The organism is Wolbachia endosymbiont of Drosophila ananassae (genome assembly GCF_008033215.1).
Lineage (GTDB): Bacteria > Pseudomonadota > Alphaproteobacteria > Rickettsiales > Anaplasmataceae > Wolbachia > Wolbachia pipientis.
The window spans coordinates 1,136,136-1,158,508 of record NZ_CP042904.1 but is presented as its reverse complement, the minus strand read 5'-3'; the positions used below and the strand labels follow the sequence as shown (position 1 = coordinate 1,158,508).

At 34.0% G+C, this 22,373-nt stretch carries 23 protein-coding genes, 2 other RNA genes and 3 pseudogenes; 12 read left to right on the top strand and 16 right to left on the bottom strand.

Annotated elements, in window-relative coordinates; all coding sequences use genetic code 11:
• Window positions 1-930: 930 nt before the first annotated feature.
• On the top strand, window positions 931-1,683 hold the full coding sequence (surE, locus tag EA652_RS05625) for a 5'/3'-nucleotidase SurE (protein WP_007550279.1): 753 nt from the start codon (window positions 931-933) through the stop codon (window positions 1,681-1,683).
• 20 nt (window positions 1,684-1,703) lie between these two features.
• On the opposite strand, the gene hisS is transcribed toward surE, so the two are convergent.
• Window positions 1,704-2,930 carry a histidine--tRNA ligase gene (gene hisS, locus EA652_RS05620; RefSeq protein ID WP_012673359.1) on the bottom strand — a complete coding sequence of 409 codons (1,227 nt, stop codon included), beginning with the start codon at window positions 2,928-2,930 and terminating at the stop codon, window positions 1,704-1,706.
• Window positions 2,927-3,499, bottom strand: coding sequence for a NifU family protein (locus tag EA652_RS05615; protein WP_006280687.1), 573 nt, complete (start codon window positions 3,497-3,499; stop codon window positions 2,927-2,929). Before EA652_RS05615 ends, hisS begins: the two co-directional genes overlap by 4 nt.
• 169 nt (window positions 3,500-3,668) lie before the next feature.
• Here EA652_RS05615 and EA652_RS05610 point away from each other — a divergent pair, with 169 nt between their 5' ends.
• Entirely contained in the window at window positions 3,669-3,920 is a 252-nt protein-coding gene (locus EA652_RS05610) for a J domain-containing protein (protein ID WP_223823149.1), read from the top strand.
• A 19-nt stretch (window positions 3,921-3,939) separates the two neighbouring features.
• On the opposite strand, the gene EA652_RS05605 is transcribed toward EA652_RS05610, so the two are convergent.
• Window positions 3,940-5,469, bottom strand: a complete 1,530-nt coding sequence (locus EA652_RS05605; protein ID WP_238514237.1) for an N-acetylmuramoyl-L-alanine amidase — start codon at window positions 5,467-5,469, stop codon at window positions 3,940-3,942.
• Window positions 5,470-5,537: 68 nt separating this feature from the next.
• Here EA652_RS05605 and EA652_RS05600 point away from each other — a divergent pair, with 68 nt between their 5' ends.
• From EA652_RS05600 to EA652_RS05590, 3 genes are all read left to right on the top strand, one after another.
• Entirely contained in the window at window positions 5,538-5,708 is a 171-nt protein-coding gene (locus EA652_RS05600) for a J domain-containing protein (RefSeq protein ID WP_010082675.1), read from the top strand.
• 104 nt (window positions 5,709-5,812) lie between these two features.
• Window positions 5,813-7,042: a cytochrome b gene (locus tag EA652_RS05595; protein WP_006280242.1), complete on the top strand. Its 1,230-nt coding sequence runs from the start codon at window positions 5,813-5,815 to the stop codon at window positions 7,040-7,042.
• A gap of 368 nt (window positions 7,043-7,410) precedes the next feature.
• Window positions 7,411-8,169: a cytochrome c1 gene (locus tag EA652_RS05590; RefSeq protein WP_012673357.1), complete on the top strand. Its 759-nt coding sequence runs from the start codon at window positions 7,411-7,413 to the stop codon at window positions 8,167-8,169.
• A 138-nt stretch (window positions 8,170-8,307) separates the two neighbouring features.
• Here EA652_RS05590 and EA652_RS07680 read toward each other — a convergent pair.
• Window positions 8,308-8,406 (bottom strand): annotated as a pseudogene (locus tag EA652_RS07680) (IS5 family transposase); the annotation flags it as partial.
• Window positions 8,407-8,443: 37 nt separating this feature from the next.
• On the opposite strand from EA652_RS07680, the pseudogene EA652_RS05580 reads away from it, so the two are divergent.
• Together EA652_RS05580 and truA are read left to right on the top strand one after the other, a co-directional pair.
• A pseudogene (locus EA652_RS05580) lies at window positions 8,444-8,566 on the top strand (IS630 transposase-related protein); the annotation flags it as partial.
• A 71-nt stretch (window positions 8,567-8,637) separates the two neighbouring features.
• Window positions 8,638-9,375 carry a tRNA pseudouridine(38-40) synthase TruA gene (gene truA / locus EA652_RS05575; protein WP_012673356.1) on the top strand — a complete coding sequence of 246 codons (738 nt, stop codon included), beginning with the start codon at window positions 8,638-8,640 and terminating at the stop codon, window positions 9,373-9,375.
• Between the two features lie 88 nt (window positions 9,376-9,463).
• Here truA and dnaN read toward each other — a convergent pair whose 3' ends face one another.
• The 7 genes from dnaN to ffs form a co-directional block, all read right to left on the bottom strand.
• Window positions 9,464-10,621: a DNA polymerase III subunit beta gene (dnaN, locus tag EA652_RS05570; protein WP_012673355.1), complete on the bottom strand. Its 1,158-nt coding sequence runs from the start codon at window positions 10,619-10,621 to the stop codon at window positions 9,464-9,466.
• 123 nt (window positions 10,622-10,744) lie between these two features.
• Window positions 10,745-11,242 (bottom strand): invasion associated locus B family protein, encoded by a 498-nt coding sequence (locus EA652_RS05565; protein WP_006279310.1) that lies wholly within the window; start codon window positions 11,240-11,242, stop codon window positions 10,745-10,747.
• Entirely contained in the window at window positions 11,235-12,128 is an 894-nt protein-coding gene (locus EA652_RS05560) for an RNA polymerase factor sigma-32 (RefSeq protein WP_041582625.1), read from the bottom strand. Before EA652_RS05560 ends, EA652_RS05565 begins: the two co-directional genes overlap by 8 nt.
• A 318-nt stretch (window positions 12,129-12,446) precedes the next feature.
• The gene (locus EA652_RS05555) at window positions 12,447-13,139 is read right to left on the bottom strand and encodes an acyloxyacyl hydrolase (RefSeq protein WP_007550484.1); all 693 of its coding nucleotides are present in this window, start codon (window positions 13,137-13,139) and stop codon (window positions 12,447-12,449) included.
• A 590-nt stretch (window positions 13,140-13,729) separates the two neighbouring features.
• Window positions 13,730-14,062, bottom strand: a complete 333-nt coding sequence (locus tag EA652_RS05550) for a YbaB/EbfC family nucleoid-associated protein (protein ID WP_010963017.1) — start codon at window positions 14,060-14,062, stop codon at window positions 13,730-13,732.
• 3 nt (window positions 14,063-14,065) lie between these two features.
• Window positions 14,066-15,667, bottom strand: coding sequence for a DNA polymerase III subunit gamma/tau (gene dnaX / locus EA652_RS05545; protein ID WP_012673353.1), 1,602 nt, complete (start codon window positions 15,665-15,667; stop codon window positions 14,066-14,068).
• A gap of 15 nt (window positions 15,668-15,682) precedes the next feature.
• An RNA gene (gene ffs, locus EA652_RS05540) (signal recognition particle sRNA small type) lies at window positions 15,683-15,782 on the bottom strand.
• 112 nt (window positions 15,783-15,894) lie between these two features.
• Between ffs and EA652_RS07675 the strand changes: the two are divergent.
• Both EA652_RS07675 and EA652_RS05530 read left to right on the top strand, forming a co-directional pair.
• Window positions 15,895-15,984 (top strand): annotated as a pseudogene (locus EA652_RS07675) (WPE palindromic element domain-containing protein); the annotation flags it as partial.
• Between the two features lie 134 nt (window positions 15,985-16,118).
• The gene (locus EA652_RS05530) at window positions 16,119-16,772 is read left to right on the top strand and encodes a glutathione S-transferase family protein (protein ID WP_012673351.1); all 654 of its coding nucleotides are present in this window, start codon (window positions 16,119-16,121) and stop codon (window positions 16,770-16,772) included.
• A gap of 1 nt (window position 16,773) precedes the next feature.
• Here EA652_RS05530 and EA652_RS05525 read toward each other — a convergent pair whose 3' ends face one another.
• The gene (locus EA652_RS05525; protein WP_012673350.1) at window positions 16,774-17,421 is read right to left on the bottom strand and encodes an O-methyltransferase; all 648 of its coding nucleotides are present in this window, start codon (window positions 17,419-17,421) and stop codon (window positions 16,774-16,776) included.
• A 251-nt stretch (window positions 17,422-17,672) separates the two neighbouring features.
• Here EA652_RS05525 and EA652_RS05520 point away from each other — a divergent pair, with 251 nt between their 5' ends.
• Window positions 17,673-17,951, top strand: coding sequence for a DUF2671 domain-containing protein (locus tag EA652_RS05520; protein WP_007551133.1), 279 nt, complete (start codon window positions 17,673-17,675; stop codon window positions 17,949-17,951).
• 29 nt (window positions 17,952-17,980) lie between these two features.
• Here the strand turns inward: EA652_RS05520 and EA652_RS05515 are convergent, their stop codons facing one another.
• The 3 genes from EA652_RS05515 to ssrS form a co-directional block, all read right to left on the bottom strand.
• Window positions 17,981-18,667 carry a DsbA family protein gene (locus EA652_RS05515; RefSeq protein ID WP_006280496.1) on the bottom strand — a complete coding sequence of 229 codons (687 nt, stop codon included), beginning with the start codon at window positions 18,665-18,667 and terminating at the stop codon, window positions 17,981-17,983.
• Window positions 18,668-18,720: 53 nt separating this feature from the next.
• Window positions 18,721-19,182: a type II toxin-antitoxin system RatA family toxin gene (locus EA652_RS05510; RefSeq protein WP_041573611.1), complete on the bottom strand. Its 462-nt coding sequence runs from the start codon at window positions 19,180-19,182 to the stop codon at window positions 18,721-18,723.
• A gap of 19 nt (window positions 19,183-19,201) precedes the next feature.
• A non-coding RNA gene (gene ssrS, locus EA652_RS05505) (6S RNA) lies at window positions 19,202-19,363 on the bottom strand.
• Window positions 19,364-19,464: 101 nt separating this feature from the next.
• On the opposite strand from ssrS, the gene EA652_RS05500 reads away from it, so the two are divergent.
• Both EA652_RS05500 and EA652_RS05495 read left to right on the top strand, forming a co-directional pair.
• Complete coding sequence (locus EA652_RS05500; protein WP_012673348.1) at window positions 19,465-20,055, top strand: MlaC/ttg2D family ABC transporter substrate-binding protein; 591 nt, start codon at window positions 19,465-19,467, stop codon at window positions 20,053-20,055.
• Window positions 20,052-21,341 (top strand): bifunctional folylpolyglutamate synthase/dihydrofolate synthase, encoded by a 1,290-nt coding sequence (locus EA652_RS05495; RefSeq protein ID WP_012673347.1) that lies wholly within the window; start codon window positions 20,052-20,054, stop codon window positions 21,339-21,341. Before EA652_RS05500 ends, EA652_RS05495 begins: the two co-directional genes overlap by 4 nt.
• Here the strand turns inward: EA652_RS05495 and EA652_RS05490 are convergent.
• A complete protein-coding gene (locus EA652_RS05490; RefSeq protein WP_007551398.1) occupies window positions 21,309-22,271 on the bottom strand; it encodes a J domain-containing protein in 963 nt (320 codons plus the stop codon). The two genes, EA652_RS05495 and EA652_RS05490, sit on opposite strands and share 33 nt — an antisense overlap.
• Between the last annotated feature and the right edge of the window lie 102 nt (window positions 22,272-22,373).

Sequence of the window (22,373 nt, the reverse complement as noted above, 5' to 3'; positions counted from 1 at the left end):
ATGACGAGCTTATCGTCACGCCGCCGCGAACCGTCATACCGCGATTCATTCGCGGTATCTCTAGATCCCGCTAACAAGCAGCGGGATGACGAATTACTTAACCATCATTACACCGTCATACCGCGATTCATTCGCGGTATCTCTTAACATAGATCCCCTACTATACCTTAACATAGATCCCGCTAACAAGCAGCGGGATGACGAGCTTATCGTCACGCCGCCGCGAACCGTCATACCGCGATTCATTCGCGGTATCTCTAGATCCCGCTAACAAGCAGCGGGATGACGGTTGTCGTTTAGCCATAAATATTAAGAAATTTACCAAATGAAAAAAAAGGCAAAAGAAGCCCTGGGGTTATTATCTGCTTTAAAATATTGGCGTTTTTTATGTTTTAAACGCTTGACAAGCAAGATTTAGCTGCTTTTAATTGCAACTAACCTACGCTGCAAATGTTTAAGAAATTTACCAAGCAGAAAAAAAGACAAAGAATCCCCGAGTTAGCTAGTCTTTTACTATCTCTGTCAAGTATTGGCATTTTTTGATGTCTTGTAACGCTTTATAAGCGCGTTCAGCTTATTTAGATAAAAATCTAGATGTAGATGAAGTTTTGTAAAGACATACAGTATCTATATACTGCAAAAAATTAAACATAAGACGCCGATACATTAAGTAATCCTTACCTTTTAATCTGCAGATTGGCGAAAGCAAATACAATAGCTTCAGTTTCATGATAAGGGAGCTGGCGGAGTTTGTCAAGTAAGTTTTTTCGTTTCTATTGTAATGACAGTTATGGCCTGTGCAAGAAATCTATTGATTTACAGCAGGTTCTTTGTTACAGTCCACAGTTATGCAAAGAAACTTAAAGCCTCATGAGTTTATTTACAGCCAGTGGTTTACATAATTTGGAACTGTATAGCTGAGTATTGTATATGATAATATTGATAACAAACGATGATGGCTTTGGAAGTGAAGGAATAAAATTACTCAAAGAGATTGCACGGAATTTTGCGCCAGAAATATGGATAGTGGCACCAGATACTGATAGAAGCGGAGCTGCAAGATCTCTTGATTATCCAGTGAAACAATCTATTGGAATAAAACAACATAGTGAAAGGGAATTTAGTGTGTCTGGTACTCCTGCAGATTGTGTCATTATTGCGCTAAATAAAGTTATGAATAAAAAACCAGACTTAATATTGTCCGGAGTAAATATTGGATCAAATGTTGGGGACGATATTTGTTATTCAGGAACAATTGGTGCTGTAATGGAAGGTGCTGCAAGGTCTATACCTTCTATTGCGCTAAGCCAAGTTTATCATGATAAAATAGACTGGCACAATACAAAGGTTTTTGCACCAAAGGTTATTGCCAAGCTAGTTAAGGTTGGTTGGCCTAAAAACATAGTGATGAGTGTAAATTTTCCTGCTACGGAAAAAGTAAAAGGAGTAGAATTTGCTGAACAAGGTGAATATAACATTGATGGGGATTTAACTTTTACTGAAAATTCGAATGGCTCTTTTAGCTTAAATTGGTCTCGAGAGCACTCAGGCAGTGGTAGTATAAATAAAATAAAAGAAGGATTTATTACTATTACACCGGTAAAATTAGATTTTACAGATTATGATACATTGAATACTATGAAAAATTCTTGTGCAGACGAATTTTCTTCTATAGCTGACTGAGAAAAACATTTGCATTGCTCCTAATAGATATTTTCTATTGTGTTATCGCGAGCAATTATTTTTTCTTCACCTGTATTCATGTTTTTAATCTTTAAAGTTTTACTACTCAATTCTTCATCGCCAAAGATTAAAGCAGCTTTAGCATTTGCTTGATTTGCTTTTTTCATTCGGGTTCTGAGCGTTCCGCTATATTCATAGATTACATATAAACCATTTCTGCGCAATTCATTCGCAAGTGTTAAAGCATGTTTTTCAGCCTCTCTACCGATTGGAATTAGGTAAATAGGTCGCTCTTCTTTCGGAGAATAATTGATTAACTCCATTATGCGCTCAATACCCCCTGCAAATCCTATTGCTGGAGTGTGTTTTCCACCTACTGAAGATACTAAATTATCGTATCTTCCACCGGCAAAAACTGCCCCTTGTGCACCTAAATCCTCTGTAACAAACTCAAACACTGTGTGGCAATAATAATCCAAACCTCGAACTAGTTTATTGTTTACGGTATAAGGTATATCAAGAATTGTTAATCCATTTAGTATTTGTTCAAAGAAATCTGAGGACCCTTTCGTATAATAATTGCTGATTTTAGGCGCATCAGAAATTATTGATTTATCTTTCTCATCCTTGGAATCCAGTATTCTGAGTGGGTTTTTGATCAACCTATTTTTGCTATCTTCTGATAGATCATTTTGATACTTTGTAAAGTATAAGATCAAAGCTTCTCTATACTTAGTTATTGTTTCACCATCACCTAAAGAGTTGATTTCCAGCTTTACATTTTTATTGATGCCAAATTCAGTTAGTAAGTGCTGAACGAGTGATATCAATTCAATATCAGCTTTTGGATCTTCTATGCCAAAAACCTCAAAATTTATCTGATGAAATTGCCTTTGTCTTCCCTTTTGCGGTCTTTCATAGCGAAATGCAGGTCCTGTTGAGAATAATTTTATCGGTGTTTGCAGTTTTTTTTCAATGAGTAGCCTGACAATCGCTGCAGTGAACTCAGGACGTAAAGTTATGCTCTTTCCCCCTTTATCATTGAAGCTATACATCTCTTTAGTGATGATATCTGAGCTATCACCTAAGGTTTTTGTAAAAACCTCCGTGTATTCAAATATCGGAGTTTGAGCAGGCAAAAAGCCATATAGATTTGAGATTCTGCTTGCTGTTTGCTCTATGTGTTTAAACTTGTACCATTCATCAAACAGGAAATCTTTTGTTCCTCTAACCGTTTGATTAGTCATAGTGTGGTCTCTATACCTGCAATCTCTGGTATGTGGTAGCTCAGCATATTTTGCACTCCTTGCTTTAAAGTAATTGCAGCACTTGGGCATCCAGAGCAAGCTCCTTGTAACTCAACATAAACTATCCCGTCTTTATAGCCACGAAATTTGATATCGCCACCATCTTGAGCAACTGCAGGTTTGATATAACTTTCCATTAATTCTTTTATTCTATTTACAATTTCTATATCATTTTTATCAAAAAATTCTTCATCCGGTATATTATTATCATTTACTCCTTCTTTATCTAGTGCTTTTCCACCTGAAGTAAAGTGATCCATGATTGTAGTTAAAATTTCTACTTTTAATGTATCCCAATTAATTCCACCCAATTTTGTTACTGAAATAAAATCATGACCAAAAAACACTCTTACCACATGTTCTATTTGAAAAAGATTTGCTGCTAGTTTAGAATTTTTTATCTCATTTGCATTTGAAAAATCAGTCGTTTCTCCTTCGTTTAAAATTTCAAATCCAGGAAGGAATTTTAGCGTATTTGGGTTTGGTGTTTCTTCAATCTGGATGAACATGTTATTTACCATGACAATTATAATTGTTACTATTTAATCATAAAATGATAAAAAAATATACATGTCATTCATCTTTTTTCTTTTTTTAGTATTCATAGTAATTACATTTGTCTTGCCTAGCGTTGTTATATTTTTTCTTTTCCTGACAAAAAAAAATAATATGAGTTTCATGATGAACTCTATATTGAGTAAGTTTTTGAACGAATTTAGTAGCAGTAGAAGTTATACTGAAAATTACACTGGTGATAACATGTCCAAGGATGAAGCATTAAAGATACTGGGGCTGAATCCTGAGGCAAGTCAAAATGAAATCAATAAAGCATATCAAAATTTAATGAAATTAGTTCACCCAGATAAGGGAGGCTCGGAATATTTTGCGCAAAAGCTAAATGCGGCACGTGATAAATTGTTAAAAAAGTGATCTTAAAAAAAGTTTTCGTTTAACGAATTTCTTCCTTTGCTTTTTCTAAATACTCCAATATTGCTTCATGTAGTGCAGTCCATGTTATCTGTTCTTCCAGGGAAGGTATAAATTCTTGTCTCCAAGCATTCTTAAACTCCTGAAACCACTGTTTTTCAAAACCCTGAAATTCTAAAGAAATATCTACTTTAAAGCTATCAATTAAACTGGAAACTTCTGCAGCTTTAGAGCTATCTAGTGATTTTAAAGATAACACTCCACTCTTTAAAATCTCTAACTCTTCCAATACATTAAGCTTAAATGGTTTATAGAGTGAAGACCATATGCGATATCTTAAATAAGAATCATAGTATAACTTAATTTTGTACATTAAAGTGGTAGATGCATCAGGAGAAATGTTATTCTCATATTGTGCAAGAGAAGATAATAAATTCTCATAATCTACTTTGCTTAAACATGGTTGTAGAGTCGATTTAATTTTTTCACTAAAGGTTAGATAACTAGAAGAAATGCCATGACTATATTCACTAAAGAATTCAGGAAATATATCTGCTTGTTCTAGTTTAAGAGGTAGATCTTTTCTAATTTCTCTTGGTAAATTATGTATTGAAAACTGATAAATAACCCATACAAAATTCTCATCAAACTCATCTGAGTAATCAGCATTATTATCAGGAAAAATTACATTACCTTTCTTATCATTCCAAGGTTCTATCTTATAGAAAAATCTGTTCAGCCTTTGTTTTAATTTCAAAATACCTTCATTTCTATCACCTGCTTTATACAATGTTTTGCCCATTTTGTGTTTAGCATCTTTAGGGTTTATTCTGTCACTTATGTGCAATCCAATTTCATTTTTCTCTAATAACTCCCAATCAAACAATTTGTGTGGATCTGGTTTACGCATTGTATAGCCAAGCTCTGGATCATACACTATAGTTCCTATTTCAGAATGACTAAATATCATATCCCTTTTAATTTTAAAACGCTCCATAAGGTATAAAATCAGCTCTTTAACAGATCTCATTTGCTCTTCCGGAAAAGGCTCAAGTCCTGTGTTTACAATTTCAATACCTACAGAATAGTTGTTAAGCTTCCGTAACTCTTCAAGCTTACTATCTACCTTAACTCTTGCATAACTAATACCAGCATGCCATGCTTCTTTCTCTAATGGAACCATTAAGGTGATGTTGCCATCCCTATCGACAATAAAATGAACTGACAATCCTCTAGCATTCAGCGTATCTTTTGTACCTTTTAGTGTTGATGTTTCAGTATGGTGAACTATAACCATTAACACTTTTTTACCTGCCCTATCACCATAATTTAAAGCTGAAGCTGGATCTAAAAATAACAAATCCTGATCTTTCAATAATGGTAATTTTTCTTGTAAATCTTGAAAATCATTCTCGATATTGCTTGAACTGGATACTTGCCCAGATATGAGAAATGCTGAGACAGTAATCAGTAAAACTAATAAATATTTGTTGACTTTAGATAGTTGGATTTTCATACCATCTTCATAAACACTTTGTAGATAATTTTTCATTATATAGTTAGAATAGGGTTGTTGAATAAATTTACAAGACAAAATCATACTAGTCTGGTAGTAGTAACATGTTCAGAGATGGAGCATTTAAAGTGCTAGGAATAGATTCTGGAGCGAACCAAAATGAAATCAATAAAGCATATCAAAATTTAATGAAATTAGTTCACCCAGATAAAGGAGGCTCGGAATATTTTGCACAAAAATTAAACGCAGCACGTGACAGGTTGCTGAAGAGGTAATTAATATTGCTTTAAAGTTTTTATTTGTGCGTAAAGGATAAGTTGCTACAATAAAAAAATAAGATAAAAGTAGCAATGGACATGTGTTCAGAAAGGTTTAAGTTATGCAGGAAGATAACAAAAAAGAAACAATAAAAGAAGAAAAAGGCATATTAGGATGGATAGAATATAGATTGCCTATATTTTCTTTTCTAAGACACACTGCTTCTTACCAAGTGCCAAAAAACTTAAATTATGCTTGGAACTTTGGCTCTTTGGCTGGTATAGCGCTGATTTTACAAATAATAACAGGTATATTTCTTGCTATGCACTACACTCCGCATGTTGATTATGCGTTTAATAGTGTAGAGCGCATAATGCGAGATGTGAATTACGGGTGGTTAATACGCTACACTCACGCTGTTGGAGCATCGCTCTTCTTTATGGTAGTCTATGTTCATATAATGCGTGGATTATATTACGGATCTTATAAAAGACCGAGAGAGATGGTGTGGTTTATTGGAATATTTATATTTTTTGCAATGATGGCAACTGCCTTTATGGGATATGTATTGCCTTGGGGACAAATGAGTTTCTGGGGTGCAACAGTTATAACCAACTTATTTTCTGCTATACCTTTAATTGGCAATAAAATAGTTATATGGTTATGGGGTGGTTTTTCAGTGGATAACCCAACCCTTAACCGTTTTTTCGCTCTGCATTATCTTCTGCCTTTTGTTATTATTGCTTTAGCTATGCTTCATGTGATAGCTCTGCATAGGTTTGGCTCTGGTAACCCAAGTGGAGTGGAGGTAAAATCAGATAAGGATACCATCCCTCTCTATCCTTATTATATAGTCAAGGATTGCATAACTTTTGGTCTGTTTTTTGTAGTTTTGTTCGCATTTGTTTTCTATGCTCCCAATTATCTTGGGCATCCAGACAATTATATAGAAGCTGATTCTATGGTCACTCCGGTACATATAGTGCCAGAGTGGTATTTTTTACCTTTTTATGCAATGCTACGTTCAATTCCAGATAAACTTACTGGTGTGCTTACCATGTTTGCGTCTATTTTAGTGTGGTTTTTGTTACCTTGGCTTGATAAATCAAAAGTTAAAAGTGGTGCTTATCGCCCGGTGTTTAAGAAATTTTTTTGGGTTTTTGCAATAAATTTTGTACTTCTTGCCTGGCTTGGAGGACAAGAGGTAAAAGAGCCTTACATCACTATGAGTAGGCTATCTACTCTTTATTACTTTGCATACTTTGTGATAGTTTTACCACTGCTTAGTAAGTATGAAAAGCCAAAAGAACCACCAAAAACCTTAAGTGATTCTGTGCCGGAGATGAGGTGATGTCAATTCAAAGCAGATCTCTTACAAAATTCTCTGTCATCCCAGAGCTCTCTTCTGTCATCCCAGAGCCCTCTTTTGTCATCCCAGTGCTTGACACTGGGATCCAGAAAAAAAATAAATGGATTCCAGCATCATGTACACAATTGTATGAACGTTGTATACAACACACAGTGTCATTCCACTATCTTCCGTTGTCATCCCAGTGCTTGACACTGGGATCCAGGTATAAAAATACTTACAAATCATGCAATGGACAACAGATTCTAGGAGTGCATGATAACCATAATGTCAGTGATGAAATAAGCTGGATTCCAGTGTCAGCTACTTGCATGACATCAATTCGAAATTTACTAAAACAGTGGTTATGCATGGGATCTAATGTATTTGCAATCTTCTGCATGTTATTTCTATCTAGTCTTATATCTGCAGAAGAATTTAAATCATTACCAAATAAGAAAATAGACTGGAAATTTGATGGAATTGTCGGATCTTTCGATAGAGAGTCAATTCAGCGTGGCTATAAAGTGTATAAAGAAGTCTGTGCTGCTTGTCATTCAATGAATAGGGTAGCATTTCGTAATTTGCAAGATGTCGGTTTTTCTGAAGAAGATGTAAAACAAATAGCAGCTTCTTATCAAGTTAAAGATGGTCCGAATGATTTGGGTGAAATGTTTGACAGACCTGGAGTACCTTCGGATTATTTTATTGCGCCTTTTGATACAAAAGAAGCAGCTGCAGCAAGCAACAATGGTGCAGTCCCACCAGACTTATCATTAATTATTAAAGCAAGGCATGATGGTGCAAATTATGTCTATTCATTGTTAACAGGCTATCAAAACGGCGAACACGATGAAAATGATTTATATTTTAATTCGTATTTTCCAACAGGCAGATTAGCTATGGCGCCACCACTTTCTGAAGGAATGGTGGAATATGATGGTGCAAGGCAAGCCACAGTTGAAAATATGGCGTATGATGTGATAAATTTTTTACAATGGGCAGCAGAGCCAGAATTAGAGCGCCGGCATAAACTTGGATTAAAAGTAGTGGCGTATTTTATAATTTTAACAGTGTTTTTTGTATTAACTAACAACAAAGTTTGGAGCAAGCTCTATAAAAAGAAGTGATAGTCAATTTTGCCTCAAGCACAATGGTTGTCATCCAAGTAGCTAACACTGGTTCCTTTATGACGGTGTCATCCGAGTAGCTGACACTGGGATGGCTTTGTCGCATCGTACCTTATACGGTAATAATTTACGATAAATTCATGTAGCCATTTCGAATTTAGCCATACCAATGTCAGTAAATTTATTAAGCAAATAGCACTTAATGAGCAGTTCTTTTTCACGATTTATAGCTCTTTTCATAGAAGTCCGGATGTGATAAGGATAAGGAGGTTGAATGCCAGCAGCATATAGTTATGATTTAAGAAAAAAAGCAATGGAGGCGCTAGACGAAGGAGAAAGCAGAGAAGCAGTGGCAGCAAGATTTAAGATTGGACGAACTACTTTATGGGAGTGGCAGCACTGTAGGCTTGACCATAAATTATGTTAAGATAGAAAATGACTATTTTAGATAGAGCTTGATGTAATGCAGTGCGATACAAAATAACGGTAGAATATAATGGTAGTAGTTTCTCTGGTTGGCAAAAACAGCAACACTCTGCTAACTCAATCCAGGAGAAGATAGAAAATGCTATATTTAATTTTAGTGGTGAGAAAATTGCCTTGTACTGTGGTGGAAGGACCGATGCTGGGGTTCATGCTTTAGGACAAGTTGCTCATTTTGATATGGAAAAGGAATGTGAGCTTTATAGAATAAGAAACGCAATAAATTATCATTTAAAATCAATTCCTATAGTTGTGCTTAATGCAGAAGTTGTAGATGATGCGTTTCACGCACGGTTTTCAGCAAAAAAAAGATATTACGAATACAGAATAGTTAATCGCTATGCTCCTGCCGCTCTGGAGACGGGTTATGTATGGCAAGTGTTTAGCCCACTTGATGTAAATATTATGCGTGAAGCTGCTAAACATCTACTTGGAAAACATGACCTTTCAAGTTTTCGTTCAAAAGATTGTCACGCCGCAAATCCGATAAGAACAATTGATGATATCGATATAGTACAAAACGGGAATCATATACACATCAAAATATCTGCTATTTCCTTTTTACATAACCAAGTGAGGATTATTGCGGGTACTTTAGTTGAATTTGGAAAAAATAGAACCAATCCGCAAGAAATGCTACATATATTAAGCCAATGCAAAAGAAGTGCTGCTGGGGTTACCGCGCCGCCTTTTGGCTTGTATTTGGTAAAGATAGATTACTAATTTAATAAAAAGTAACGTTCTTAGTGAAATAAGTGTCATACCGCCGCAGTATCTCCAGATCTCGCTAACAAGCAGCGAGATGACGAGTTTAAGTTCTCATTGGCATCACTACATATAATACACTTGAATCATCTTCATCAGTGATAATTGTAGCACTATTACCATCGGCTAAGCTAAACTTACATTTATTTTTTATGCAAGATAGAACATCAAGCAAATAACGCGAGTTGAACCCTATTTCTATAGGGGCTTCATTGTAGTCCACTTCTATGGATTCAGTTGCATCACTGCACTCTTGGGAGTTTGAATGCAGAGTTAGCAGCTTTTCTTGTAGTGAGAATTTAATAGATTTTACTTTATCAGATACAACAACGGAAACTCGATCTATAACATCTGAAAGTTTTTTACTTTCAATAATCATATGCTTATCTTGAGATGCTGGAATAACTGCTTTATAATTTGGAAAAGTCCCATCTATTAATTTTGATATTAGAATATATTCACCGCATGTAAGCTTGATTTTTCTGTCTGAGAGTTTTACTTTAATTTCATTACAATCGTCCAATATTTTTAACAGCTCCATAACAGTTTTACGTGGAATGATCACACCAAATTCGCCATTGATGTTCCCAGGCTTTGGCCTCTTTATACATGATAAACGATGGCCATCAGTTGCAACGCAGTACAGAAACTGCTCATCTGTATGTAGATATATTCCATTTAAATTATACCTTGTATCATCTAGTGATACAGCAAATTTTGTTTTAGTTAATAAGTCTATCAGGTCCGTATTTAGTAGAATAAAATCATGTTTATAATTGTCTTCTTCAAGAGCAGGAAAGCTGCTTGAAACTACATTCGGTAAAGAAAAGTTTGCATTTCCGCAAGACATCAATAATTTTCCTTGGTTGTTTACTTCAAAATTGACATCCAAATCAGCGGGTAACTTCTTCACTATGTCATGTAAAGTATGCGCTGAAATTTTTACTTCTCCTTCTGTTAATACGGTTGCAGCAAGTGAGGCAAACATTGAAATGTCAAGATCAGTTGCCATTAATTTTATGCTGCCGTGTTGTGCTTTGATATTTATACACGCCAAAACATCTATTGAATTACGCCTTTCAACCACTCCACTTACTCTGGATAATGTATTTAAAAGACTTGTGCGGCTCACGCTAAAACGCATCTGCTCGCACACAGAATTTTGCTTTTTGATTTCTGTATCTACACCTGCAACCTCTGACATTGCTAACTCTCAAAAATATATTTTAAATGATATCCACATCCCATATAAAGTAAAGTGCTATTTATATTTCCATTGAAAGAGTAGTCTAGTTTATACTATAGCTGGGTATTCTGTTACAATAATTTACTTTGTATGGCATAAATCATGCATTTTTTGATACGCTTTTTGAAAACCAAGTAGGGAATAAGTATCATCAATGGTCACTGTTTTTGTTTTTCCATTAACTACCATTGATAATCCCTGCTTCATTTTTAGAATGAGATCTTGATCTATTTTTGTATGCTCTGCCCACGCAAAACTTCCCTGTATTATGGGCAGTGTATATTTAATTTTTTTGTCGATATTGAGAGCTACAGGCTCCTTATCATACTGAAAACCAGAGGTAACGCTTACCTCATCTGCTTTTTTATCAACATAACTAACCATTACATACGGCTTGCGATTGGTTGTATAATATTCGCTTTTTTTTTTAGGATAGGATACAATATAACATACTTTCTCTCCATCTTCCAATGCAGTATACACGAGCCAATCTTTATATTTTTCCTTCAATTGTACATCACTAACCGATGCAAAAGCGCCTATCGAAAAAAATATTAGAAATATAAAAAAACTACGCATGCAAACAAAATTTCAAACTTTCAGATTGTATATATTGTTTTACCTTAGCCATCGCCTGCTCAGCCAACTGCCTTATTCTTTCTCTTGAAACACAATATTTTTTACTAAGTTCATCCAGAGTTTGAATGTTTTCAGACAAATATCTACTGATAAAAATGTCTCTTGCCCTTTCGTTGAGGCTCGCTAGTGCATTGTTTAAAATTGCTTCTTTTAATTCTTTTTCTTCATGATTCTGATAGGTTACTTCTTGACTAACCAAGTTACATGGGATCATATCTTGTAGCTCCCTTTTAGAGTCATCACCTATTTTTATGCAATCGTTTAGCGACTGATCCTTACAAGCCATACGGTAATTCATCTGCAGAACGTCTCCTTCGGATACAGAAAGCTCATTAGATATTGCTTTTATTTCTTCATTATTTAAGGTTTCCCTGTTTGTATACTGTAAAATTCTTTTTTTTATTTTACGTAAACTAAAAAACAATCTTCTTTGTGCTTGCGTTGTGCCTATTTTCACAAACGACCAAGATTTCAATATAAAGTCTTTTATTGAAGCTTCAATCCACCACACCGCATAAGTTGAAAAACGAAACCCTAAATCAGGATTAAACTTTTTCACTGCATGCATTAAACCCATATTTCCTTCCATGACCAGGTCCATCAACAATAGTCCATAATTTTTGAATTTCATTGCAATTTTCACTACCAAATTCAAATGGCTGGTAATCAATTTATGAGCAGAAGAAACATCCTTATATTGGTTCCAATTTTTTGCTAATCGTACCTCTTCCTCTTGAGACAGCATAGGAAATTTTTGCACCCTAGCAATATATTGCATGAGATTGGTTCTGCTATCGACACATAAGTTTGCCATTGAGGTCAACATAACAACTTAAATTAAAACTTCATGCATATAATATATTGATTTTCCAGCAAAAATTCAAGCTTTGATTTGAAAAAAGTACAAATTTTCCATCTAATTTCTTGGAGACAGTAGGCCGCAGTGTTAGCTAATTGGATAACATTATGTAACTTTAGATGATATTCTACCAGTACAATGGTAAACGTTATAGCTTAAACACATAGCAAATAGTGTTATTCCAGTGCCTTGACACTGGAATCCACATTTCTTTTTTCTAGATCCCAGTGTCATGCTACTTGAATGACAAGAAAAAACCCACTGGGATAACAAGACTGAGATAGACTAAAAATTAAACGCTACTCCAGCTTCTGCACCAACAGTGCTGTAAAGAACTTTGAGTTCCCCCTTGTCTTTGCTTGCTGCAGCAGTATCTTTATCAAAATGAGCACCAAAAGAACCGAAATAACGAGCTCCAGCATAAAGTTTGACTTCTGGAGTTACATCATAACTAACACCAGCTTTTACTTGACCAGCAAAACCAAATTTACTTTTTTGATCATTCACAGCGTCTTTCAAAGGAGTGCTAATATACGCTGCACCAACACCAACACCAACATATGGAGTGATAGGCATATCTTCAATTGCTATATCGTAATAAACGTTAACTAGCCCTGAAATTGCTGTTAAACTGTCTGCAACAGTATCTGGGTTAAATGCTGCACCTGTAACATCATTTTTGTTTAGCTGTGAATAAAGCCCTTCAACATCAACCCTGATGTCGTCCATTTTGTAACCAAATGCACCACCACCAGCTATAAAAGATGCTTTTAATGGATTATGAATGTCTGTGGCCTTTTTATATTCAATACCTTCAATTTTTGTGAAAAGAGGTAAAATTTCACCGTTGTATTGCAAACGAACGTAGTAGCTAGTTTCTTCATCACTTATTGGACCAACAGGATCTGAAAAAGCAGAGTTTGATAAACTTAGCAACGTTGCTAAAGCGGCTGCTGAAAAAAACTTTTTATAATGCATAATTGTCCTCGTAAAAAAAATTAAAATTCCACTTTAGCAGTCTAAGTAACAACTAAAGTTAAGTCAAGTGCTAACTTAATAACACAAAATATTCTACATTTTAACTAATTTTTAGGAGAAGACAAAGATTTTATTAATGAATAAATACGACTTTTGATTTTTTGGTATAGCTAACACAGGTAAGATTTACTATCGAAAGACCTCGTCATCTCGCTGCTTGTTAGCGGATGAGAAATCCACAACTGTACGAACATTGCAATTTGGGCCTACCAGGAGGGCAATGCCTCTTATCCAAGTACCATCTTCTTGTCATCCCAGTCTGGGATCCAGGAATTTTATTAAGTTGGTAAGCATAAAAGTAGCCGTTTTATGTTAAAACACAATGTTCTTGATGAGATTACGGCAAGGCTGGATTCCAGACTGGAATGACATCGTTTACTATGTGCCATATTGCAATGTTTGTACAGTTGTGGAATGAATCACGGTATGACGTAGGGCTATGCTAGTATAGGTACATTATATGAAGAAGTACTAGCGTTGGGAATATTAGAAAAAAAATACTTACACTAAAAGAAACTTCAGTAGTAAATTCAAAAAGGAAGTTTAAACCCAGATGGTAAACCCATCATACCTGCAAGATCAGAAGTTGCATTCGCCATATCTTCTTCTGCTTTTTTAACGGCATCATTAAACGCTGCTGTTACTAAATCCTCTACTATATCTTTTTCCTCATTTCTCATAAGTTCTAAGTCTATGTTCACCTTTTTAGCTTTATAGCTACCTATTTTTATGACTTCCACTAATACAGAAACTTTGCCACCACCAGAAATACCTTGAAACTCTTTTCCAACATATTTTTCTTGAGCTTCTGCAAGCTTTTTTTGCATCTCTTGCGCTTGTTTCATTATTTGACTAAAATCCACAACTTACTCCTTATTTTCTATATTAACTACTTTTGCACCTTTAAACGTGTCAAGGATATCCTTAACTGCAGGTGCATAATTTAAATTACTCACTTCCCTGTTTATATAACCTGTATCAACTGCAATAACCCACTCTTGCTGAGTCACCTGGTTTAAGTAATTTTTTAAATCATTGCAAAAATTACTATCCAACTTAGATACAGCTTTTAATTTTAAATATCCAGGTTTACAATCTATTAATTGTAGATTATTACACAGTTGTTTGTAAAGATAAATTTGGTTACTTCGCCTTAATAGTTGCAAAATCTTATCAAAATCGTAATTTTGTTGTTTATTTTCCACATGGATCCCAGTGTCACGCACTGGGATGACAGAGTGGGGTTGTTGTTTACTTTCCACATATTTTTTTGGATCCGAGTAGTCAGCTACTTGGATGACAGAGGGGGAAGGTGCAACAGGTCTGCCCTGTCTATTTCCTTGCTCTACATTCTGCGAAAGAACTTTTTTGATCACCTGTTCCGGAGAAGGCAGATCAGAAAGATAACAGAGGCTAATTAACATCATTTCAGCAGCAACATCGTTGCATGTTGAAGTTTTTATATCTTGAATACCTTTAAGCAACATCTTCCACAATCTCGAAAAAAATATTAAAGATCTCTTTATACTTAAATCTTTTATCCTATTCTTTTCATGCTCTGTAACTGCATTATCAATCTCTTTTGTAATCAAAAAACGGCATACTAACTGAATTGTTTGCAATAGACCTTCAAAAATACTAAGTGGGTTTGCTGTTTTTACCGCCTTGTCAAACACTGATAGAGCTTTCTGTAAATCACCTTCTAATATTGCCCCTAATAGATCGAATATAATATCTTTATCCACTAGGCCAAGTATGTCTGTCACATTTTTAGTGGATATTGCACCATCTTTGCTATATAGCACTGCTTGATTCATCAAAAACAAGGCGTTACGCATTGAATTTCCAGAGTGTCGTGCAATTAATTCTAATGCTCCCTTTTCAATGGAATAACTCTCTTTTTGTGCAACATCATTTAAACGTTCCACTATTTTAGCTACAGGAATGTTGTGTAAATCAAATCTTTGACAACGTGCAATAATAGTTATTGGTATCTTTTTTATTTCCGTAGTTGCTAAAATGAACTTTACACTAGATGGTGGCTCTTCTAGGGTTTTAAGTAATGCGTTAAATGCACTGCTAGATAGCATGTGTACTTCATCTATAATGTAGACTTTGAATTTAGAGCTTATAGGTGAATAGCAAATATCTCCCAGGATTACTTTAATATCGTCAATGCTAGTGTGACTTGCTGCATCGATTTCAATTACATCTGGATGGCTTGAATTTTTTATTGCTAGACAATTTTCACATGATCCGCAAGGTTCAAAAATTGGCCCCAGGGAACAATTCAAACATAAAGCTATTATCCTTGCAGTGGTGGTTTTACCAACTCCACTACTACCAGAGAGCAGTATAGATTGTGGGATTTTGTTTAAAATAAAAGCATTTTCTAATACACGCACTAATATATCTTGACCTACTAGATCTTTGAAGCTACTAGGACGATGTTTTAATGCTATATTCATAGCCTCGGATAAAACAAATAATGAAATAGGTATGCAACCCAAAAAGGTTCTGATATGGCTGCTTCATTTCTGATCTGACCAAATTACAGAGTTTTTGCCTGCATACCTTATAAAATATTATACTTTTTTTTTTATTTAGCAAGGTATATCCTATATTAACCTTAATAATTTATATGTTAGATCTCTTGCAACATTACTTTGGAGTAAACAACTGTTACCCAAAATACTCTTCTTCTGTCATCCCAGTGCTTGACTACTTGGATCCAGAAAACTTAATTTTAAATGAATACATCAGGCTGTTGTATAATAAGAGCTGGATTCCAGTGTCAGCTACTTGCATGACACCACCTGCTACGCAAACTTCTGTGGACTACAAAGAAAGTTCGTACAGTTGTAGGTCAAGCCATAGGGTAACAAAAAAAGGATATTGGGATAATAAAAGAGGAACATTATGATTTTATATCATTTTCCTCTTTGTCCATTTTCACGAAAAGTTAGAGCTCTTCTCAAAGAAAAAAAGTTGGGCTGCGATTTAGTGTATGAAAATCCATGGGAAAAGCGGAATGAATTTATGGAGATCAATCCAACCGGGCAAGTACCAGTATTAATAGATAATAACTTTGTAATAGCGGATAGTAATGCCATTTGTGAATATATAGAAGAGACTTACAATAGCAATGTCAAATTATTTGGTTCATCCACTATTATTAAGTCTAAAATACGCGCTCTAATCAATTGGTTCGATAACAAATTTTACAATGAAGTTACTAAGTATATTATGAATGAAAAAGTAATTACTAACCGCAGCCCTGACTCTAGATTTCTTCATGCAGCTCAGCATAACCTGCCTTGCCATATGGAATACATCGAACACTTAATTAACAAGAACGTTTGGCTTGCAACTGATAAGTTCACTTTAGCTGATATTACTTTAGCATCGCATATTTCCGTAATGGATTATGTAAGTAGTTTTCCATGGGAAAAAAGTAAAATTTTAAAAGAATGGTACTCCATTGTTAAATCAAAGCCTTGTTTTCGTGAGATATTATTAGAGAGAGTTTCCGGTTTAATCCCTCCTAAACATTACGCTGACCTTGATTTTTAACTTATGTTAGCTTTAAAGCTACAGTCATTCCTTCATCAGTTGGAATCAATATAGAGAAATATTTTTTTTCATCTGATAATCTATTATTAAACTCCCTCATAGCATGCCATGATTTTTCTGATACTTCTTTTGGAGGCGATTCTAAAAATACTGTGTTAAACAATAGAGTGTTATCTGCAACGATTAGCCCATCTTGTTTAATGTATGACTCTGCCCAATCTAAATATTTAGGATAACCACCTTTATCAGCATCGATAAATATCATGTCAAATGGTGCTTTTGCTGATAATTCATTAAGTTTTTCCAATGCATTGCCTTCTATTAGAGTAATTTTATCACTCAGATTAAAAGCACTAAAATTTTTTTTTGCTATTCTTGAGTATTGAGGGTTATTTTCTATTGTATATATGTGACCATCTTCCAGTAGAGCTTTTGCCATGCAAATCGACGAATAACCGTATAACGTGCCAATCTCAACAATACTTTTGATTTTATGGATTTTTATAAATAAACTTAATAGCTTTCCTTCTTCAGGGCTAATCTGAATATGTTGCTTTTTTTCAAGAATACAATATTCTTCTATTGTTTTATATTCTTTTGCAAATAGATTTCTTATGTATGACAATTTTATACTAAAATTATTACGCATATATTATAAATTAGGGAGGCTTAATTCATACACAATTTATAAATATAATAATATAGTTTGAAATAATAAAAATATTTATTTTAAGTTATTATTTCATAGTATAAAATTTTAAGTGACAAGGATTATTATATATTGTACTATAGTTAACTAGTATAATAAGCAGTCGATTATTGTGCTGGAATTAAAGAGATTGTTTATGCGCATTTCTCTTTATTAAAATATAATTTTTATAATCAATTAGAGGGGGTTATATGTCTTATACTATTGCTAGCGAAGTTGAAACGTTAAACAAAAAATCTAACAAGAATGAAGGGGTTATGTTATTAAATAATCCAGCTTATCGTGAAAAGTATAAAGAACGTTTTGATGAAGCTCAGAGAAAAGTTATGGATATGGTTCAGTTTTATGATGGAACAATAGTATTAATAGAGAATAAAATTGCTATGTATTACTACGCTTGGCACAGTAAAAAAAGAGAATTTGAGCGTAAAAAACAACAAACAGTCGTAAAAAACAATGACTCAGCATAGAGTCTTTTATATGGTAAGCTACAGTGGTATTACTTCACTATAGCTTTTCCATATAATTTATCTATTACATCAGTGAGGTATTTCAGCTCTTTATACCCTTCATGTTTAACTTTATTATGCTCTATATATGACTTACCATCGTTAAGCTTGATGAAAAATATTGGGGTAGCTGTGATACCAAGTTTATTAATTGCCAGTGATTTATCATTTATGATTTTATCCATAATTTTCTTATCATTAATGCATTGGTTAAATGCATCTTGCTTTAAGTTGCTTAGTGCAGCAATTCTTTGTAGTAAAGTCAAATCACTTAAATTGTAGTAATTCCACGAATCTATTGAGTTAAAAACAGCTTTGTTAAAATTAAAGTAGTCTTCTTGTTTTTCGTAGCAATGACTTAGCATTGCAGCCTTTAGCCCTCTGTAATCCAAAGGAAAATGACGAAATATATATAACATCTTACCTGTGTCTATATATTTCTCTTTTATTTTAGGAAAAACATTCTTATGAAAAAGAGAGCAGTGATAGCAAGTTAATGAAGCATATTCTATCATTAGAATTGGTGCTTTTGGATTTCCTAATAATTTATCATCGGGTAATAGTGATAGTAACTCCTTTGATGTTATTTCATTAGTTTCTTTTTGAATATGTTGGTTAACAACTGCATAAGAATTAACACTTATAAAAATTGATAAAAGCAATAGTCTAAAAATCATTACGATATAAATACTTAACTTACTAAAAAAATTATATATTTATATAAATAATGTCAAGGTAACTTTTGTTTAGCAAGGCTTTCAGCCCTGTCTTTAAATGCAGCAATTATTTTACTTTGTGTATATTTATATACTGAGTTTAATAGGGTTGAAAATGAGTTGGACTTAAACTTAAACTCTATATAAAACTTTACCATAGTTTTATTTTCATCTATGGGAATGAATTGCCATTTATTGCATAGATGTTTAAATATTCCATTTGATGATACAGCTTTTATCCAACCTTCATTTGTTCTACTTGGAGAAAGAAAGGTTACCTCTGATGTATATCTTCCTTTAATTCCATGAAAAGCTGCTAGAAGGTCCACAACCATTTGATTGTCAATTTTTTCTTTTATATAAACGGCTTTGCACCAAGGAACAAAATCAGGATACCTTTCAACATCAATTACAATTTGGAATACTTCATTAGGCGAACATAGGAAGGTACCTTGTTCTCTGTATTGATGAAGCATAAATTTAGTACCAATCAAAAAAGGATCCGTATCTACCGTCAGCCTTAGTAGATTCCTGAGACCTGAAGTTAAGGTGGGCATCGCATATTAGTTTCAACGAAACCAGCAGAGGCAATTCCCTTCTCTAGAAATTATCGCTCGGGAAATTTAACTTAACTCATAACGCATAGCACAGACCCCTACTTGAATTATAGATGATTTACACAGAGCATGTCTATAGGTATATTAAAGTCAGCGATTGTTATTTAATCTTTATTAAACTTTGCATTTTAAGTATATCTTATGAATATTACTAAAGTTTTAACTATTATTGTTTTTATTGTAATGTCTTCAAGTGCTTACACTAATTGTACAGATCACAAAATTTTTGTGCATACTATGAAACAACAAGTAGACAGCATATCTACAAAAGGAAATAGAAAAAACCTAGGGCATGTACACGAAAAGCTTCAGGAGGTCATTCAGAATAATGTTAACCTCAAAGAAATATCTCGATTTGTCATGGGAAAATATGGGGTTTTGACTACCCAGAAGGAAAGGGAAGATTTCTTAAGAGAGTATGAAGTGTATCTTACACGTTTGTGCGTTAAAATTTTATCTAAATACATGAGTAATAGTGAAATGATCATAATGAGTACAAAAGCAGTTGACGATGAAACTTGCTTAATTGGCACAAGGTTCTCTTACGGTGATGAAGAATTTACAAATATTGATTTTAAAGTTACTAAAAATCACAGTTCTTTCTTGATAAGTGATGTTGTAATGAGTGGAATAAGTATTGCTATTAATCAACGTTCTCAATTTAGTGAGAAGATTGACACGCATGGCATAGCAAGTGTGATAGGTGAATTAAAATGTAACAATAATCTATGATATATATGCCTCATTGGCCTAAGCCACTTGGTAGCAGGCCGAATGATTTTTCTCTTGATCGCATAAAAAGCTTTCTTAGTAAACTAGATAATCCCGAGAAAAAAGTGCCTCCCGTAATTCATATAGCTGGAACTAATGGGAAAGGCTCAACACTAGCATTTATAAGATATATAATGCAAGCAGCAGGGTATAAGGTACACGCATACACTTCTCCACATTTGGTGAATTTTAATGAAAGAATAGTTATTGCAGGCAGTTATATCGACGATAATGAATTATATAGCTTGTTAGAAGAATGCCGTGCCGTAATTGCAGAACAAGCTATCACTCTGTTTGAAGCTGCAACTATTGCAGCTTTTTTAGCTTTTTCTCGTCATAAAGCCGATATAACTTTAATTGAAGTGGGTATGGGTGGAAGACTTGATACAACAAATGTTATAGATAGTCCGATTTTAACAATAATTACTTCCATTGCACTTGATCATACGGAATATCTTGGCCCTACTATAGAAATTATAGCAGGTGAAAAGGCTGGAATAATGAAACCTAATGTTCCTTGCGTGATAGCACCACAAGAAAAATCTATAATGAACACGCTAGAATACCACGCAATAAATAAGAAATCTCCCTTATATAGAGGAGGTTTTGAATGGAATTGCGAAAAACAAGATAACAGGATGGTCTTTCAATCAGCTATTCAATCAATAGAATTTTCTTTGCCGTCTTTAAAGGGTGATCACCAAATAATCAATGCAGGAAACGCCATTGCAGCATGTAGCATTTTGAGTGGAAAATATGGATTTGACATTGGAGAAGAGGATATCACTTCAGGTTTACAGTGCACTTATTGGCCTGCACGACTGGAGCGTATAAAAGAGGGCAATTTAATTTCTTTATTACCAAAAGATTGGCAATTATTTTTGGATGGTGCGCACAATAATGATGGTGCTAGAGTACTATTTCAGTGGGTAAAAGATAATTTTGCTGAAGGTATCTATATAATTTTTGGTGTTACTCGTAACAGAAATGTGGAAGAGTTCTTAGAACACTTAAAACCATATATCAAGTTATTATGTGCGGTTTGTGTTAAATCTGAGCCCAAAGCAACAAATACAAACTTGATTAGGGAAAAAGCCAATAACATAGGAATAAAAGCAATTGAGTGTGAGTCAATTGGCGATGCAATATCAAATCACATATTAAAAGCCTCTATCCAAAACGTCAAAACCATACTGATCTGTGGCTCATTGTTCCTAGCTAGAGACTTCGCTATGGAGAATAGCTAACTTTGATGATATTAACTGACCGATGGGGAAATAACTTTGATTGCTCATAGTACTGCTTGGCTTTTCGTTACCGACTTCTATAAACTGATCATCACCTTTAAATTGCTCCTCAATTGAATTTATAGCTGTCTTTTTGAGAATATAATTACTTGCAGCATTTAAAATAGGTGAAGTAACAATTAAAAGCGTGAATGGTAATGAAAGTAATAAGCCGGATAACATCATAGAGTTAGTTATACCAAAGCCGTTGGCAACTAAATCTAATCCCACACTGAAAAACATTAAAGGTGTACAGATTGTGTTGCTCAAAATAACTGAATTTTTTAGCCACTTTAATTTAGTCCTATCACTCTTTGAAAAATTTTCGCATTCTTGGTCAAAGTTAAACAATAATAAAATATTAGTCTGATGATTAAACTCTTTCCCATTTCTAGTATAAATGCTCTTAACAGCTAGACTCAAAATAGATCCTGCTAACAAGGGAGCAAGAAAACCTACTGCTATTGGTACATTAGAAGAAATACCATTAATTATTAAAAATGCAATTGATGTGAAGGATACTAAAAGAACTCCTAAGAGATTTGAATAAGAAGAATATTTTACATAAGCAGTTACATTATTGTTAATTGACTGCTGCTTATTATAGAGTTTATTTCTGCACTTATCATCTAAGTATTTTTGCAATTCTTCATAACTGCGACTCCACAACTTACCGCGTAATTCTTTTATTAAATTATTTCTTTTATTGAGACCTTTCTCCAATGGCTCTATTATAAATTCTTCAAAAAATGGCTTATTTAATGCAATAACCTTAAATTTCTCCTCCGCTTCTTTATTGTTTGGGTTTTTATCTGAATGATATTTTAACGATAATTTACGGTATTGTTGACTAAGCTTTTTCTTAATATGCTTAATGTCAGAATTTACCACATCCTCCTTTTGAATATTAAATGTTAAAAACAACTGCTTTAAAGCGTGGTACTCATTTTCATTCAAAACATTTCTAGCCACATTACACCTACAAATTAACTA